The organism is Curtobacterium luteum, from assembly GCF_001475545.1.
In the GTDB taxonomy this organism is placed as follows: domain Bacteria; phylum Actinomycetota; class Actinomycetes; order Actinomycetales; family Microbacteriaceae; genus Curtobacterium; species Curtobacterium luteum_A.
In genome coordinates this window covers 1-16,340 of record NZ_LDQC01000011.1, presented here as the reverse complement: position 1 = coordinate 16,340, position 16,340 = coordinate 1, and the positions used below count along the sequence as shown (strand labels likewise).

13 protein-coding genes and 1 tRNA gene are annotated in these 16,340 nt (G+C 72.2%); 12 read left to right on the top strand and 2 right to left on the bottom strand.

Annotated features, from left to right (window positions below; genetic code table 11):
• The first annotated feature begins 33 nt into the window (after positions 1-33).
• Entirely contained in the window at positions 34-471 is a 438-nt protein-coding gene (locus NS184_RS01980; RefSeq protein WP_058724467.1) for a hypothetical protein, read from the top strand.
• Between the two features lie 322 nt (positions 472-793).
• On the opposite strand, the gene NS184_RS01975 is transcribed toward NS184_RS01980, so the two are convergent.
• Positions 794-879, bottom strand: a tRNA-Leu gene (locus tag NS184_RS01975).
• Between the two features lie 174 nt (positions 880-1,053).
• On the opposite strand from NS184_RS01975, the gene NS184_RS01970 reads away from it, so the two are divergent.
• From NS184_RS01970 to mshC, 3 genes are all read left to right on the top strand, one after another.
• The gene (locus NS184_RS01970) at positions 1,054-2,379 is read left to right on the top strand and encodes a M20/M25/M40 family metallo-hydrolase (protein WP_058724470.1); all 1,326 of its coding nucleotides are present in this window, start codon (positions 1,054-1,056) and stop codon (positions 2,377-2,379) included.
• 87 nt (positions 2,380-2,466) lie between these two features.
• Entirely contained in the window at positions 2,467-3,297 is an 831-nt protein-coding gene (locus tag NS184_RS01965; RefSeq protein WP_058724466.1) for an undecaprenyl-diphosphate phosphatase, read from the top strand.
• Positions 3,294-4,535 carry a cysteine--1-D-myo-inosityl 2-amino-2-deoxy-alpha-D-glucopyranoside ligase gene (mshC, locus tag NS184_RS01960; protein ID WP_058724465.1) on the top strand — a complete coding sequence of 414 codons (1,242 nt, stop codon included), beginning with the start codon at positions 3,294-3,296 and terminating at the stop codon, positions 4,533-4,535. Before NS184_RS01965 ends, mshC begins: the two co-directional genes overlap by 4 nt.
• A 366-nt stretch (positions 4,536-4,901) precedes the next feature.
• Here mshC and NS184_RS01955 read toward each other — a convergent pair whose 3' ends face one another.
• Complete coding sequence (locus tag NS184_RS01955; RefSeq protein WP_058724464.1) at positions 4,902-5,831, bottom strand: proteasome assembly chaperone family protein; 930 nt, start codon at positions 5,829-5,831, stop codon at positions 4,902-4,904.
• A 160-nt stretch (positions 5,832-5,991) separates the two neighbouring features.
• Between NS184_RS01955 and NS184_RS01950 the strand changes: the two genes are divergently transcribed.
• From NS184_RS01950 to lnt, 8 genes are all read left to right on the top strand, one after another.
• Positions 5,992-6,762: an HAD family hydrolase gene (locus tag NS184_RS01950; protein ID WP_242862941.1), complete on the top strand. Its 771-nt coding sequence runs from the start codon at positions 5,992-5,994 to the stop codon at positions 6,760-6,762.
• Between the two features lie 71 nt (positions 6,763-6,833).
• Complete coding sequence (locus NS184_RS01945) at positions 6,834-7,961, top strand: tRNA (adenine-N1)-methyltransferase (RefSeq protein WP_083513371.1); 1,128 nt, start codon at positions 6,834-6,836, stop codon at positions 7,959-7,961.
• A 10-nt stretch (positions 7,962-7,971) separates the two neighbouring features.
• Complete coding sequence (locus NS184_RS01940) at positions 7,972-8,904, top strand: FKBP-type peptidyl-prolyl cis-trans isomerase (protein ID WP_058724462.1); 933 nt, start codon at positions 7,972-7,974, stop codon at positions 8,902-8,904.
• Positions 8,905-8,975: 71 nt separating this feature from the next.
• On the top strand, positions 8,976-9,998 hold the full coding sequence (locus NS184_RS01935; RefSeq protein WP_058724461.1) for a helix-turn-helix transcriptional regulator: 1,023 nt from the start codon (positions 8,976-8,978) through the stop codon (positions 9,996-9,998).
• The gene (locus NS184_RS01930; RefSeq protein ID WP_058724460.1) at positions 9,991-10,962 is read left to right on the top strand and encodes a helix-turn-helix transcriptional regulator; all 972 of its coding nucleotides are present in this window, start codon (positions 9,991-9,993) and stop codon (positions 10,960-10,962) included. The genes NS184_RS01935 and NS184_RS01930 overlap by 8 nt, the downstream gene beginning before the upstream one ends.
• Positions 10,963-11,348: 386 nt before the next feature.
• Entirely contained in the window at positions 11,349-12,101 is a 753-nt protein-coding gene (gene tatC, locus NS184_RS01925; RefSeq protein ID WP_058724469.1) for a twin-arginine translocase subunit TatC, read from the top strand.
• On the top strand, positions 12,098-14,548 hold the full coding sequence (locus tag NS184_RS01920; protein ID WP_058724459.1) for a DEAD/DEAH box helicase: 2,451 nt from the start codon (positions 12,098-12,100) through the stop codon (positions 14,546-14,548). Before tatC ends, NS184_RS01920 begins: the two co-directional genes overlap by 4 nt.
• Positions 14,549-14,697: 149 nt before the next feature.
• On the top strand, positions 14,698-16,260 hold the full coding sequence (gene lnt / locus NS184_RS01915; RefSeq protein WP_058724468.1) for an apolipoprotein N-acyltransferase: 1,563 nt from the start codon (positions 14,698-14,700) through the stop codon (positions 16,258-16,260).
• Positions 16,261-16,340 lie beyond the last annotated feature (80 nt).

The following is a 16,340-nucleotide window of genomic DNA, read 5'->3' as shown; positions in this document are numbered from 1 at the left end:
TGCGCCTGCCTGGCGGCCGGGTCCTAGCCGGCCGTGCACTGCGACCTCCCCACGCAGCAGTTCGGCGCCGCAGGACCAGAACCCTCGATCGAGCACGCGCACGTCACGCCGGTGTTCGGGCCGGCGCAGCCCCTGCGTGGCGGCGCCGGGGCGGTCCGGCGGGTCGCCTACGCGAGGTTCAGCGAGGGGCGCCTGGCGCACTGGTTGCTGCTCGTCCTCGGGGACCGGATCGACGTGGCGACGCACCGCGTGACGGATGCGCTCCGGGGCCGACCGGACCGGGTCGTGCACGAGACGGGGGTGCGCGCTGAGCTCGTCGGGCGCCCGGTCGCGTCGCGCCTCGGCTCGTCGCGACGGGACTGGCGGCACGGGGTGCTCGATCCGCTGGTCGCCAACTGGGGCTGGCTGGCCGCGGCCGCCGGCGTCGTGCTGGTGGTGCGTCGGGTCGCCCGCTCGCGTCGCTCACGGTGACGGCCCACCGGACGGGAGGCACGGTGCGGGCCCGCCCCGCGCCTCCCGTCCCGCGCGGGGCGGCGCCGCTCCACGGAACGCGTACGTTCCGACGACCCGCGCGTCGTCCGACGTGTCCCACGTCGAACCGCGCGCGTTCCCGACCACGGCTTCCGCCTCAAGCAACCCGACCTACCGGAGGCGACCACGGAGACGCCACGAGCGCAGCGAGTAGGCGCTCACGAGGCGGCGTCGCCCTGAGCGGAGCGATGGCGATGCTCGCCGGGAAGCACGAACAAGAAATGCCCCCGGGCCGATAGGCCAGGGGGCATCGCATTTCTTGTGTCCGAGGGGGGACTTGAACCCCCACGCCCTAATACGGGCACTAGCACCTCAAGCTAGCGCGTCTACCAATTCCGCCACCCGGACAGGTGTTGTTCTGTTGTGTCGGCCGGTAGTCCGGGGCGTTTTCCCCGGCGTTCCTGCCGAGAGAAGACACTAGCACGGGTCTGAACGCCCGATGAACACGGCCACGCATCCCGGGCGCGTCCCGCGGAGTCGCGGGGATCGGTGGTGTCGGGAGCGCCCGGTAGCGTGGTCGGCATGACAGACGTCCAGGGGAACACGACGGCCGGCACCGAGCTCGAGGAGACCGCGTCGATCGCCCGTGACCTCATCCGGATCGACACCACGAACTGGGGCGAGGGGAAGTCCCGCGGCGAGACCGAGGCGGCGCACTACGTCGAGGCGAAGCTCCGCGACCTCGGACTCGAACCACAGCTGTTCGAGTCGGAGCCCGACCGGGTCAGCGTCGTGGCACGGGTGCGGGGGCGCGACCCCGAGAAGCCGGCGCTCGTCGTGCACGGGCACCTCGACGTCGTGCCGGCCGACCCCGCGAACTGGTCGGTGGACCCCTTCGGTGGCGAGGTGCAGGACGGCATGCTCTGGGGTCGCGGCGCCGTCGACATGAAGAACATGGACGCCATGATGCTGACGTCGCTGTCGGACGTCATCGCCGCGCAGGGTGCTCCGGAGCGTGACCTCGTGATCGCGTACTTCGCCGACGAAGAGGCCGGCGGGGTCCTCGGTTCCCACCACGTGGTGGACGAGCACCCGGAGGTGTTCGCGGGCGCGGACGCCGCCATCAGCGAGGTCGGTGGCTACTCGATCACGCTCGGGGACCGCCGCGCCTACCTGCTCCAGACGGGCGAGAAGGCGCTGATGTGGATCAAGCTCGTCGCCCGGGGCACGGCCGCCCACGGCTCGCACGTGATCCGCGACAACGCCGTGACGAAGCTCGCGGCGGCGGTCGCCCGGATCGGGAGCGAGGAGTGGCCGGTACGGCTCTCCGCGACGACGGACGCGATGGTCGCCGAGGTCGCCCGGTTCCTCGGGGTCGACCCGGCGGTGACCGGTCCGGACGAAGTCGCCCTCGCGACGGGGTCGGCGTCACGGTTCATCCACGCGGCACTCCACACCACGACGAACCCGACCGTGCTGCAGGCCGGGTACAAGCACAACGTCATCCCGGACGCGGCGGAGGCGCTCATCGACATCCGGTGCCTGCCGGGCGACGAGGAGTCCGTGCTCGAGCGGGTTCGCGAGCTGGCGGGCGATGACGTCGAGGTGGTGATGTCCTTCCGCGACATCGGGCTCGAGCAGGACTTCGGCGGTCCGCTGGTCGACGCCGTGCGGGACGTCCTCGGCCGGCACGACCCCGGCGCGCCGGTGCTGCCCTACCTGCTCTCCGGCGGGACGGACAACAAGGCGCTGTCGACCCTCGGCATCGCCGGCTACGGCTTCGTGCCGTTGCAGCTGCCGGCGGGCGTCGACTTCCCGGCGATGTTCCACGGCGTGGACGAGCGTGTCCCGCTCGACGCCCTCGCGTTCGGGCGGCGCGTCCTCGGCGACCTCTTCGCGTCGTACTGATACATTGCCGGGTCGCCGTCGTGGTGGTGTCCTGACACCGCCCTCGTGGCGGTGTCCTGACAGACCTCCCTCCGGAAGGCCGGTGCCATGCACATCCTCGAGGCGATCTTCCTCGGCTTCGTCCAGGGGCTCACCGAGTTCCTCCCCGTGTCGTCGAGCGCGCACCTGCGGATCGTCGGGCTGTTCCTGCCCGATGCGCAGGATCCGGGCGCAGCGTTCACCGCCGTGACGCAGCTCGGCACCGAGACCGCGGTGCTCATCTACTTCTGGAAGGACATCACCCGGATCATCGGGCGGTGGTTCCGCTCCCTCTCCGGCCGGACGGTGCCGCGGAACGACCCCGACGCGCGGCTCGGCTGGCTGGTCATCCTCGGCACGATCCCGATCGGTGTCGCCGGGCTCCTGCTCAAGGACTCGATCGAGACGACGTTCCGCTCGCTCTGGATCGTCGCGATCGTCCTCATCGTCTTCGGCGTCGTCCTGGGGGTCCTCGACGTCGTCGGCAAGAAGGTCCGACGGATCGAGCACATGACGTTCGGCGGCGGCATCCTGATCGGGCTGGCGCAGATGCTGGCCCTCGTGCCCGGTGTCTCCCGCTCCGGCGCGACCGTGTCGATGGGACTCGCGCTCGGGTACACCCGGCCCGCAGCCGCCCGCTTCGCGTTCCTGCTGGCCGTGCCCGCCGTGTTCCTGTCCGGGCTGTACGAGGCCGCGACGAGCCTCGGCGACACCGGCGCGCCGTTCGGGCTGGTCGACACGCTCGTCGCGACGGTCGTCGCGTTCGTCGTGGGCTTCGTCGTGATCGCGGCGTTCATGAACTACATCAGCAAGCGCAGCTTCATGCCCTTCGTGGTCTACCGGATCGCACTCGGTATCGTTCTCATCGTGTTGCTGTCGCTTGGTGTGATCCAGCCGTGAGGGCCTGGGAGGCCCCGTCCGTTCCGTCCGTCCCGGGTTCCGGGCCTCGCCCGGTCGTGCACGACACGGCCACGGGGAAGCCGGTCGACCCGACCCGCGGCGACGAGCGCGCCGCGCTGTACGTGTGCGGCATCACGCCCTACGACGCGACCCACCTCGGGCACGCGGCGACGTACCTGGCGTTCGACTCCCTGCTGCGTTCCTGGCGGGATGCGGGACTCGACACGGAGTACGCGCAGAACACGACCGACGTGGACGACCCGCTCCTCGAGCGCGCAGCACGCGACGGCGTGGACTGGCAGGAGCTCGCGGCGTCGCAGATCGACCTGTTCCGTCGGGACATGGAGGCGCTCCGGATCCTCCCGCCCGACGACTACGTGGCCGTCACCGACGAGGTCGACCGCGTCGCCGAGGCCGTCGCGTTCCTGCAGGAGACCGGGTACGCGTACGACGTGCCGACCGACGACTCGGAGGGCGACGACGTCTACTTCGACGTGAACCGGCCCACCGAGGCCTGGGCGCTCGGCGACGAGAGCCGCCTCGACCGCGACACGATGCTCACGCTCTCCGCCGAGCGCGGCGGAGGCCCGGAGCGTCCGGGCAAGCGCGACCCCCTCGACCCGCTGCTCTGGCGTGCCGCTCGCGAGGGCGAACCGAGCTGGGACACCGTGCTCGGACCGGGGCGTCCCGGATGGCACATCGAGTGCAGCGTGATCGCCGGCGACAAGCTCGGCCTCCCGATCAGCGTCCAGGGCGGCGGCAGCGACCTCGTCTTCCCGCACCACGAGATGAGCGCGGGGCACGCCGCGGCGTTGGCGCACCAGCCGCTCGCGCACGCGTACGTGCACACGGGGATGATCGCCTACCAGGGCGAGAAGATCTCGAAGTCGCTCGGCAACCTGGTCACCGTGCGCGGGCTCCTCGACGACGGGGCCGACCCGCGCGCGATCCGGCTCGCGCTCCTGTCGCACAAGTACTCCGACGACTGGGAGTGGTTCCCGGCCGAGCTCGAGTCCGCCACGACGCGGTTGGCGTCGTGGGACGCCTGGGCAGCGGGCACCCCGTCGCACACCGACGACGCCGCCGACGTGATGGCGCGCATCCGGGCACGCGTTGCGGACGACCTCGACACGCCGGGCGCGGTCGCGGCGGTCGACACCGCGCTCGCGGGCGGCACGGCGGCGACGCCGGAGCTCGTCGACCTCGTCGACGCCCTGCTCGGCATCCGTCTGGGCTGACGCGGCGCGGCGCGGCGCGGGGCGGCGCGGGGCGGCGCACGGACCTGCGTTGGTCGCGCGACGTGCCGTGCGCGGGCTGCGCTGGTCGCACGACACGCCGTCGCCCCGCGCTGGAACCGACACCTGCTGCGACCAACGCGGGCTCGGTCGGGTACGCGCGCACGGCACGGCCGGGAGGCCCGTGGCGGGTCCGCTCCGCGCCTCCCGGCCGGGACGCGCGTGCGTTGGTCGCACGACGTGCCGTGCACGGAGCGCGTCGGTCGCACGACATGTCGTCGCGCCGCGCGGGAACCGACATCTCGTGCGACCAACGCAGCGGTGCGCCAGACACCAACGTGCCCGCCCCGCGCGCCCCGCCGTCCCGCGCTACTGCGGCGGCTGCGGCGGGCGGAAGCCCTCGCCGCCGGCGGTGCCGCCGTCCTTGCCGTCCTTGCGCTCCCGGCGCCGCAGGTACTGCTCGAACTCCTGCGCGATCGCGTCCCCGGAGGCCTCGGGCGAGTCCACGGTGTCCCGCGCCTGCTCGAGCTGCCCGATGTAGGTCGCCATGTCCTCGTCGTCCGCGGCGAGGGCGTCGATGCCCTCCTCCCACTCGGTCGCGTCGTCCAGCAGCGACCCGCGGGGCACCGTGACGTCGGTGAGGTCCTCGATCTTGTCGAGCAGCGAGAGCGTGGCCTTGGGCGAGGGGGAGTTGTGCACGTAGTGCGGCACCGATGCCCAGAGTGACAGCGTCGTCAGACCGGCCTTGTCCACGGCGTCGGCGAGGACCCCGAGGATGCCGGTCGGTCCCTCGTAGGAGGACTTGTCCACGTCGAAGGCAGCGCGGACCCCGGCGTTCTCGCTCGACACGAACACCGAGATCGGCCGGGTGTGGGGGACGTCGGCGAGCATCGCGCCGACGAAGACCACCGCGTCGATCGAGTACACGTCGATGAGGTCGATCACCTCGGCGCAGAACCCCCGCCACGTCCGGGAGGGCTCCGGGCCGACGAGCACGAACACCTCGCGGTCGGACTCGGAACCGGTCGCGCCGATCACCGGGGGGCCGTCGGTGCCCGGCCCGTGCAGCACGATGCGGGGCCACTGGATGCCGCGGTCGCCGTCGTCGCTGGTGCCCACCGTCGGGCGGTTGAACTGGTAGTCGACGTACCGCTCCCCGTCGATCTCGCGGAGTTCATCGAGCTCGAGTGCGTCGACGATCCGCCGGGCGAGCCCGCTGGCCGCCTCGCCGGCGTCGTTCCAGCCCTCGAAGGCGACGACGAGCAGTCGGCCCTCGCTGAAGGGGGAGTGCTGTGGCACGGAGCGGACCTCCTGGAAGGGGCGCGGACCGCTCGTGCGGACCGCGCGCGTGGGACGTTGACCAGGCACCCACTGTAGGCCCGTCGCGGTCCCGGGCGGGTGCCGGTCCGCCCCCAGCGGAACGTCGGCGGTCACCGGCCGACCGGTAGACTCGTCGCCCGTGACCGCCCAGCGCCCCGACCGAGTCCTGCCCGCAGCCGTGCTGTGGGACATGGACGGCACGATCATCGACACCGAACCGATCTGGCAGCAGTCCCAGGTCGAGCTCACCGAGCGGTTCGGTGCGACCTGGACGCACGAGGACGGTCTGTCGCTCGTCGGCTCCGGCCTGGAGCGCTCCGGCGAGATCCTCCGCGACCGCGGGGTCGACATGGAGGTCGAGGAGATCGTCCTCTGGATGACCGAGTACGTCTCCGACCGCCTGCGGCACGACGACCTGCCGTGGCGTCCCGGCGCGCGCGAACTCGTCGAGGAGCTGCACGACCGCGGTATCCCGACCGCCCTCGTCACGATGTCCCGCCGGTCGATGGCGCTCGTCGCTGCCGAGGCCCTCGGCGACCGCGGCTTCCGCGTCGTCGTCGCCGGTGACGACGTCGAGCGGCCGAAGCCGTTCCCGGACGCCTACCTCGCCGCCGCCGCGCAGCTCGGCGTCGAGCCGACCGCCTGCGTCGCGATCGAGGACTCCGCGACGGGCGTCGCCTCCGCCGTCGCGTCCGGCGCCGTGACCATCGCGGTCGAGCACATCGTGCCGCTCACCGACATCGCCGGCGGCGACGTCCACCTCACCACGCTCGCCGGCGTCGACGTCGACCGGGTGGTCGAGTTGACGAGCCCGGCCCTCGCTGCGCGCGCGGCCGTGTCCGATGAGCAGCCGGGAGGCACGGATCGCGTGTCCGCCGAGGCTGCGGTGACCGAGGGCGGTGCCCGGTGAGCGACCTCGAGCACGTCGGCGACGAGGCGGCGGTGACACGCGCCTCCCGTCCGGACGACGCCACCGTGTCGCTGCCGCACACGGCGGGCGGCGCGCCGCACACGCCGCCACGCGGCCCGTTCCGGTCCGGCGACCGCGTGCAGCTGACCGGTCCGAAGGGCAAGCTGACGACGCTGTCGCTCGAGACCGGCGGCGAGTACCACACCCACCGCGGTGTGCTCCGCCACGACGACGTCATCGGGCAGCCGGACGGCTCCGTGATCCGCGCAACCACGGGCGACGAGTACCTGGCACTGCGTCCGCTGCTCAACGACTACGTGATGTCGATGCCACGTGGCGCCGCGATCGTCTACCCGAAGGACGCGGCGCAGATCGTCGCCTTCGCCGACGTCTTCCCCGGCGCGCGTGTCGTCGAGGCCGGGGTCGGCTCCGGTGCGCTCTCGCTCTTCCTGCTCCGGGCGATCGGGCCGACCGGGCAGCTGCAGTCGTTCGAGCGGCGTGAGGAGTTCGCGGCCATCGCCCGCGGCAACGTCGGCACGTTCCTCGGCGCCGTGCCGGACAACTGGTCGGTGACGGTCGGCGACCTCGTCGAGGAGCTGCCCGAGGCCACCGAGCCGCAGAGCGTGGACCGCGTCGTGCTCGACATGCTCGCGCCGTGGGAGTGCGTCGACGCCGCGGCGGACGCGCTCGTGCCGGGCGGCCTCATCGTCTGCTACGTCGCCACGGTCACGCAGCTTTCGCGCACGGCCGAGGCGCTCCGTGACACCGGCCGCTTCACCGACCCCATGCCGAGCGAGACCCTCGTCCGGACCTGGCACGTCGAGGGCCTCGCCGTCCGGCCGGACCACCGCATGGTCGGGCACACCGGGTTCCTCGTCACCGCGCGGCGGCTCGCCGACGGCGTGGTGCTGCCGAACCTCAAGCGTCGTGCCGGCAAGGCCGAGTTCTCCGACGAGGACGTCGAGGCCTGGACACCCGGTGCCGTGGGGGAACGGAGCGCGAGCGACAAGAAGCTGCGGAAGGTCGCTCGGCAGGCAGCGGCGCAGGCGCGCCGGGTCGCGGCTGCCGAAGCGGGTACCGCGGCCGACGCGGGGTCGGCGGCCGAGGCGGGGTCCGCGATCGAGGCGGGGTCCGCGGCCGAGGCGGGGTCCGCCATCGAGGCGGGGTCCGCGTCCGGGACGCATGGGGACGACCGGTAGAGTACCGACCGTGCCCGTCCTGCATCGAACCATCCCCGCGCTCCTGGTCACCCTCGGACTCGCCGCCACGCTGACGGCATGCTCCGCGAGCGGAGCCGGGACGACCCCGTCGAGCTGCGCCCGACCCGGCGCCGCGTCCGAGGCCGTCACCGCCACGGGCACGTTCGGCAAGGAGCCGAAGGTCTCCGTCCCGTCCGGACTCACCACGAAGGGCACGCAGGTCTCGGTCCTGAAGCAGGGCACCGGCCGCGAGGTGGAGGACGGCACCCCCGTGCTCATCGAGTACACGGTCGTCGACGGCGCGACCGGGCAGGTCGCCCAGACGAGCGGCTACTCCGGCCAGACCGCGCCGATCACCGCCGGCGCTTCGAACTTCGGCGCGCTCGGTGAAGCCGTCGAGTGTGCCCACGTCGGTGACCGCCTCGCCGTCGCCCTGCCGAAGAGTGCGCTGAGCTCCACGTCCGGTGCCGCCGGGTCCTCGTCGAGCAGCGGGACCGAGGATGCCGTCATCGCGGTCATCGACGTGAAGCGTGCCTTCGACGCCCGAGCCACCGGCACCCCACAGCTCGCCGGCGACCGGATGCCCGCCGTGGTGCTCGCCCCGTCCGGCGCCCCGGGGATCACGATCCCGTCGTGGGACGCGCCGAAGTCCGACGAGACCCACCTGCTCCGCAAGGGCGACGGGACGAAGCTCACCGCGAAGGACACCGCGGTCATCAAGTACACGGCCGTGACCTGGAGCACCGACCCGTCCGTCACGGGCTCCAACTGGACCGACGGCTCCGGTGCAGCGACCGTGCCGCTCGCGAAGGGCCAGATCGTCGACGGCGTCCGCGAGGCGATCGTCGGGCACCGCGTCGGCGACCAGGTGCTCGCGATCGTGCACGGCCAGGGCGGGACCGACGCCTACGTCATCGACGTCCTCGGAGTGATGCCGCGCTGACGCCTCGGCACCGTCCACCGACCGCAGCGCGGGTGCACTCCGGTGCACCCGCGCTGCCGTAGGATCGGCCTGTGCCAGCCTCTCGTACCCCCCGTGTGCCTGCCGAGGAGCGGCTCTTCAGCCTCGTGCTCGCGCTGCTCTCGACGGAGTCCGGGTTGACGAAGGCCGAGATCCTGGCCAACGTGCAGGGGTACCGGCAGCGCTGGACCCAGGGCGGCGACAACGCCTCGCTCGAGCGCCAGTTCGAGCGCGACAAGGACGACGTGCGCGACCTCGGGATCCCGCTCGAGACCATCGAGACCCCGGGCGCCGCGGGCAACAACCAGACGCTGCGGTACCGCATCCCGAAGGGCGAGTACGACCTGCCCCTCGACGTCCGCTTCACGCCGGACGAGTCCGCGCTGCTGTCCCTCGCCGCGATGGCCTGGCGTGAGGGTGCGCTCTCGGCCGACTCACGCCGCGCCCTGCTCAAGGTGCGGTCCGCCGGGGCCGAGGACGATGTCGCGTCGGGTGTGCTCGGCGTCGACGCGTACGCACCGCGCCTCCGTGCCCGGGACGCCGCGTTCGAGCCGCTGCGCTCCGCCCTCGACCGCGCGGCCGCCGTGCGCTTCGACTACATCACGCCCGGGCAGCACGCGGCCCGTCGACGCGAACTCGCTCCGCTCGCGCTCGTCCAGCACGCCGGCCGGTGGATGCTCGCCGCGCACGAGTTCTCGACCGGCGCCACGAAGAACTACCTGCTGTCGCGCATCGTCGGCCCGGTGACCCAGTACGAGGTCGGTCAGCACCCGGCGCCGGCGGGAGCGGGGGAGCGCGCCCTCGCCGAACTCGACCGCATCTGGGCGACCCGGACCGCGCGCATCCACGTCGTGCCGGGTTCCGACGCCGAGCGGCGACTCTCCCGCCGCCGCGACACCGCCGCCGAGCCCGACGGCACCCTCGTGCTCCACCACGTGGACCCGCAGATCCTCGCCGAGGAGCTCGCGGCGTTCGGACCCGAGGTGCGCGTGCTCGAGCCCGACGACCTCCGCGACCGGGTCACCGCACGGCTCCGCGCCCTCGTCGCCGACCACGAAGGAGACGCCCGTGGTTGAGCAGCAGCCGCTCCAGGCGCAGGACAAGCTCGCGTTCCTGCTCGCACTCGTGCCGTACCTCATCGACCGCGAGCGGGTCTCCGTGGCCGAGGCAGCACGCCACTTCGGCGTGCCCGAGTCCCGCATCCGTCGAGCTGTCGAGCTCATCGCGGTGTCCGGGGTCCCCGGCGAGACGATGCAGTACCAGCACGGCGACCTCTTCGACATCGCCTGGGACGACTTCGAGCAGAACGACATGATCGTCCTGACCAACCTCGTCGCGATCGACGACGCGCCCCGGCTCTCGGCCCGCGAGGCCTCGGCACTCATCGCGGGCCTCCAGTACCTGTCGGCGCTGCCCGAAGCCGGGGACCGGGACGCCATCCGGGCCCTCATGGCGAAGCTCTCGCGCGGCGCGGGCGGTGCGGCGTCGAACGTCGCCGTCGGACAGGACCTCCACGACGCGACGCTCGCGACGATCCGGCAGGCGATGGCCGACGGGCGCGGGCTCGCCTTCGACTACGCCGGTCCGCGGAGCCGCGGCGGTACCCGGAGCGTCGACCCGCTGCGCGTCGAGTCGATCGACACCGACTGGTACCTGCGCGCATGGGACCTCGACCGGCAGGCGCTCCGCACCTTCCGGCTCGACCGGATGTCCAGCGTGCGCGTCGAGGAGCGCCCGGTGTCGATGCATGCGGCGGATGTCGTGATCCCGGACACGTTGTTCCAGCAGGCTCGGGAGGACGTCATCGTCACCGTCGAGCTCGACTCGTCGTCGCTGCCGCTCGTCGCGGACTTCCTCGCCGACACGGCGGACGCGCCCGACGACGACGGCCGGGTCCGCATCCGGCTCGCCGCGTCGAACGGGTTCGACGGCGTCGTGCGGCTCGTCGCCGGCCTGCCCGGGCGCGCCGTGGTGCTCGATCCGCCGGCAGCACGAGCGGCGATCCGCGACTTCGCCGCCGCGGCCCTCGCCGGGGCCTGACCGCGCACAGCCGTGCGTGGCCGGTCGTCCCGTGCGTGGGCGGCCGTTCCGGGCGCACCTGGCGGCTCCGGGCGCACCTGGTCGTTCCGGGCGTACCTGGTCGTTCCGGGCGTACCTGGTCGTTCCGTCAGGCCAGCTACGCCCGATCCCGCCAGCCATCCCACCCGCGATGGGAAGGAACGCGCGCGCACCACGGAACCGACCTGACCACCCACCGGCCGGGAGGCGCGTGGCGGGGCCGCACCGTGCCTCCCGGCCGCCTGTGCGAACGCACGCAGGCGCAGCGCTGTGTCGGAGAGGTCCCGTAGGATCGGCGCATGGCTTCGACGACCGCAGGCGGGCGAGCGAAGCGGCCCGGACGTCCGAAGAAGGACGCCGAAGGCCGCATGTCGCTCGGGCAGCACCTCATCGAGTTGCGCAACCGCCTCTTCCGCGCGGTCATCGCGGTGGTGGTGTGCGCGGTCGGCGGTTGGTTCCTCACCCCGTTCGTGCTGGACGCCCTGCGACAGCCCGTCTCGAGGCTCGCGGAGATCGGCGGCCACACGGCCGAGCTGAACTTCCCGATGATCACGGGGGCGTTCGACCTCAAGCTCCAGATCGCGATCACGATCGGCATCGTCATCTCGAGTCCCGTCTGGCTGTACCAGATCTGGGCCTTCATCGTCCCGGCGCTCGTCCGACGCGAGAAGCAGTACGTGTTCGGCTTCCTCGGTACCGCGATCCCGCTGTTCTTCGCGGGCTGCTGGTTCGGGTGGTACATCCTGCCGCACGTCGTGCAGATCCTCGGCAGCTTCGTGTCGACGCAGGACACCTCGATCGTCGACGCCAAGGCCTACTACAACTTCGTCATCAAGCTCATCGTGGCGGTCGGCATCGCCTTCGTGCTGCCGGTGTTCCTGGTGCTGCTGAACTTCGTCGGGGTGCTCTCGGCGTCCGCGATCATCAAGTCCTGGCGCATCGCGATCCTCTGCATCCTGGTGTTCTGCGCGATGGTGACGCCCTCGGCCGACGTCATCTCGATGTTCCTGCTCGCGATCCCGATGACCGTGCTCTACGTCGCCGCGTGCGCCGTGACGTGGCTGCACGACCGGCGCGCCGCCAAGCGCCAGGCCAAACTCGACGAAGAGTACGGCCTGTGACCAACACGGACCTCAGCCCGGCCGAGCGCTACGCGGCGGCGAAGGTCCGGAACCGCTCCCGCAACCTCGAGCTGTTCCGGACCGACCTGCGCTTCGACCTCGACCCGTTCCAGTTCGCGGCCTGCGACGCGATCGACCAGGGCCGCAGCGTGCTGGTCGCGGCGCCGACCGGTGCGGGCAAGACGATCGTCGCCGAGTTCGCGATCTGGCTGGCGATGCGCCAGCCCACCGCCAAGGTGTTCTACACGACGCCGATGAAGGCCCTGAGCAACCAGAAGTACGGCGAGCTGGTCCAGGCCTACGGCGAGACCGAGGTCGGGCTGCTCACCGGCGACACGAACGTCAATCCGCGGGCCCGCGTGGTCGTGATGACGACCGAGGTCCTCCGGAACATGATCTACGCGGACTCCGACCTCCTCGATGACCTCGCGTGGGTCGTCCTCGACGAGGTCCACTACCTCGCCGACCGGTTCCGCGGTGCCGTGTGGGAAGAGGTGATCCTGCACCTCCCGACCGAGGTCCGGCTCGTCTCGCTGAGCGCCACCGTGTCGAACGCGGAGGAGTTCGGCGACTGGCTGCAGACCGTGCGCGGCGACACCGACGTCATCGTCTCCGAGGACCGTCCGGTCCCGCTCGAACAGCACGTGCTCGTCGGGTCGAAGATGGTCGACCTCTTCGACTCGAGCGGTGCGGCGGCGACGAACCGGGTCAACCCGGAGCTGCTGCGCCTGGTCGGGGGAGCCTCCCGGAGCGAACGGCACGGCGGTGGACACCGTGGTGGACGCGGTCGAGGCGGGTACCACGACCGCCGCGGGCCACGCACCGAAAAGCTGTACCGCGAGCAGATCGCGCACATGCTCGACGACCGCATGCTCCTGCCCGCGATCTTCTTCGTGTTCAGCCGCGCGGGCTGCGACCAGGGCGTGCGGAACGTCCTGCGCTCGGGCCTGTCGCTCACCACGGCGGACGAGCGCCGCGAGATCCGGGAGTCGGCCGAGTACCACTGTCGGACGCTCCTCGACGAGGACCTCGCCGTGCTCGGCTACTGGGAGTGGCTCGAGGGCCTCGAGCGCGGGGTCGCCGCGCACCACGCCGGGCTGCTGCCGGCCTTCAAGGAGGTCGTCGAGGACCTCTTCCAGCGCAAGCTCCTCAAGGTCGTGTTCGCGACCGAGACACTCGCGCTCGGCGTGAACATGCCGGCGCGGACGGTCGTGCTCGAGAAGCTCGAGAAGTTCAACGGCGAGGCCCGTGTGCCGATCACGCCGGGGGAGTACACGCAGCTCACCGGTCGCGCCGGTCGGCGTGGCATCGACGTCGAGGGGCACTCGGTCATCCAGTGGACCGACGGACTCGATCCCCAGGCCGTCGCGTCGCTCGCCAGCCGCCGGACCTACCCGCTCAACTCGTCGTTCAAGCCGACCTACAACATGGCGGTCAACCTCATCGAGCAGTTCGGGCGTCGCCGCACGCGCGAGGTCCTCGAGACCTCGTTCGCGCAGTTCCAGGCGGACCGCTCGGTGGTCGACCTCGCGCGCAAGGTCCGCTCGCAGCAGGAGTCGCTCGACGGCTACCAACAGGCGATGACCTGTCACCTCGGCGACTTCACCGAGTACGCGGCACTCCGGCGTGAGCTCTCGGACCTCGAACGGACGAACGTCCCCGGCGGCCGAGAGGCCTCGCACGGCGCCCGCAAGGAGCGTCAGGCCGCGATCACCGACGTTCGTCGTCGGATGCAGCGGCACCCGTGCCACGCCTGCCCCGACCGCGAGGCCCACGCACGGTGGGCCGAGCGCTGGTACAAGCTCAAGCGGGCCAACGACAAGCTCGTGCAGCAGATCCGGTCCCGCACCGGCGCAGTCGCGACGACCTTCGACCGGGTCACCGACGTGCTCCTGCAGCTCGGATACCTCGTCGACTCGGGCGACGGCTCGGGCGAGGCCACCGTCGCGGCGGGTGGTCGACGCCTCCAGCGCATCTACGGCGACCGTGACCTCCTCGTGGCCGAGTGCCTCGAAGCCGGCGTCTGGAAGGAACTGACCCCGGCACAGCTCGCCGCCATGGCCGCGACGATCGTCTACCAGCCCCGTCGCGAGGACGCGCCCGGCACCGAGCACGCCCTGCCACGCGGTGCGTTCCGTCCGGCGCTCGACGAGACCCTCACGATCTGGGCCCGCCTCGACGACATCGAGCGCGATGCCCGGCTCGCCGGCTCCCAGCCGCCGACCCCGGCGATGGCGGTCGGCATGTTCCGGTGGGCATCGGGCTCGGCGCTCGACGACGTCCTCCGGACGCTCGACATGCCCGCAGGCGACTTCGTCCGGTGGTGCAAGCAGGTCATCGACCTCCTCGATCAGGTCCGGAACGCCGGCGACGACGACCTCGCACAGACCGCGCGACGCGCGACCGACGCGGTCCGCCGCGGCATCGTCGCCTACGCGACGGTCTGACGGGAGGCCCGGTGCACGCTCCCGAGTCCGACCTGCGTCCGCGTGACGCGGGGTCCACGACCGTGCCGCCGTCCGTCGGCCACGGCCGGTCGCGAGGCTCTGCGCCCGACCGGCGGCGCGGGTCGGGCGGTCCGGTCCGGGTCCGCCTGGTGGGCCTCGACCCGGCAGAGGTCGCGAGTCCGTTCCGTGCGCTCCCGCTCGGCTCTGCCCTGCCGCTCGCGGTCATCGGCGGCGTCCTGCTCGCGTTGTCCTTCCCGTCCCCGGGCTGGTGGTTCCTCGCCTACCCGGCCGTGGCGTGCCTCCTCGTCGCGGTGATGGGCCAGCGGTCCCGGCGCGCAGCCTGGCTGGGGTACCTCGCCGGGGCCGCGTTCTGGATCCCCGCGATCTCGTGGGCCGGCCGCTACCTCGGACCCGTCCCGTGGTTCGCGCTCGCGCTCCTCGAAGCCGCGTACCTCGCGCTCGGCAGTGTCGCGATCGCGCTCGCGTACCGCTGGGTCGTTCGGGTGGTGCCGTCGACCGCCGGACGCGTGTGGGGCCTCCCGGCCGTCGTCGCCGCACTCTGGACCGGACGCGAATGGTTCTCGGGCAGCTGGCCCTACGGCGGCTTCGCGTGGGGCCGCATCGGGCTCTCACAGTCGCAGGGGCCGTTCGCACACCTGGCCGCGTACGTCGGGGTGCTCGGGCTGACGTTCGTCGTGGTCTACTGCGTGGCGGTCGTCGTGTCCCTCGCGCTCGTGCGGCCGACGGTGCCCGGCTCGGGCTTCCACCTGTCCGGCCGGGTCGCGGTCGCCGGTCTCCTCGTGGGCGCGGTGCTCGCCGTGCCCGCGTGGCCGACCGCGGTGGACGGGACGATCCGCATCGAGAGCGTCCAGGGCAACGGGCCCGCGGGGTACTTCGACGGGGCGCAGCCGGGTGAGGTGCTCGCCGCGCAGGTCGCGGCCACCGACGTCGCGGCGAAGGGCGTCGACCTGGTGGTGTGGCCCGAGGCGTCCGCCGAGTTCGATCCCCGCCAGCAGCCCGTCGTGGCGTCGGCGCTCGACTCGGTCGTCCGATCCGTCGGTGCGCCGATCGTCGCGGGTGCGATCACCCAGACGCCGTCGGGGGTGCTCCACAACACGTCGTTCGTCTGGACGTCCCAGGGGTGGCAGTCGTCGTACGACAAGAAGCGTCCGGTGCCGTTCGGCGAGTACGTGCCCGACCGCTGGTTCTTCTCGAAGCTCGCGCCGTCGCTCATCGGCCTGCTGCAGCGCGACTACACCCCCGGGACGAAGCCGAACGTGCTGTCGGTCGCCGGCATCGAGGCGGGGATCTCGATCTGCTTCGACATCGTCGACGACGGGCTGACGACGGACATGGCGCGCGGGGGAGCGCAGGTGATCCTGGCTCAGACGAACAACGCCGACTTCGACGGCACGGACGAGAACCTGCAGCAGCTCGAGATCGCTCGGATGCGGGCGATCGAGACGGGGCGGTCCCTCGTGAACATCTCCACCGTCGGGGCGTCGCAGGTGATCGACCCGAGCGGCCGCACGATCGACCGCGTCCCGGCGTACACCGCCACCTCGATGGTCACGGACGTTCCGCTCGGGACGTCCACGACGCCGGCGACACTGTTCTCGGGCTCCCTGACGCTCCTGCTGTCGCTCGGTGGTCTGCTGGTCCTGCTCGCCTGCGCACCCTGGTCGCGTCGGCGTCGGCAGCGGATCGCCTGACGGAGCGCGGGGCGCGGGGCGCTGGCGCCCCGGAACGGGCATCCCGACGACGCACCTCGTGATCGACGGCTGCTTCGTCG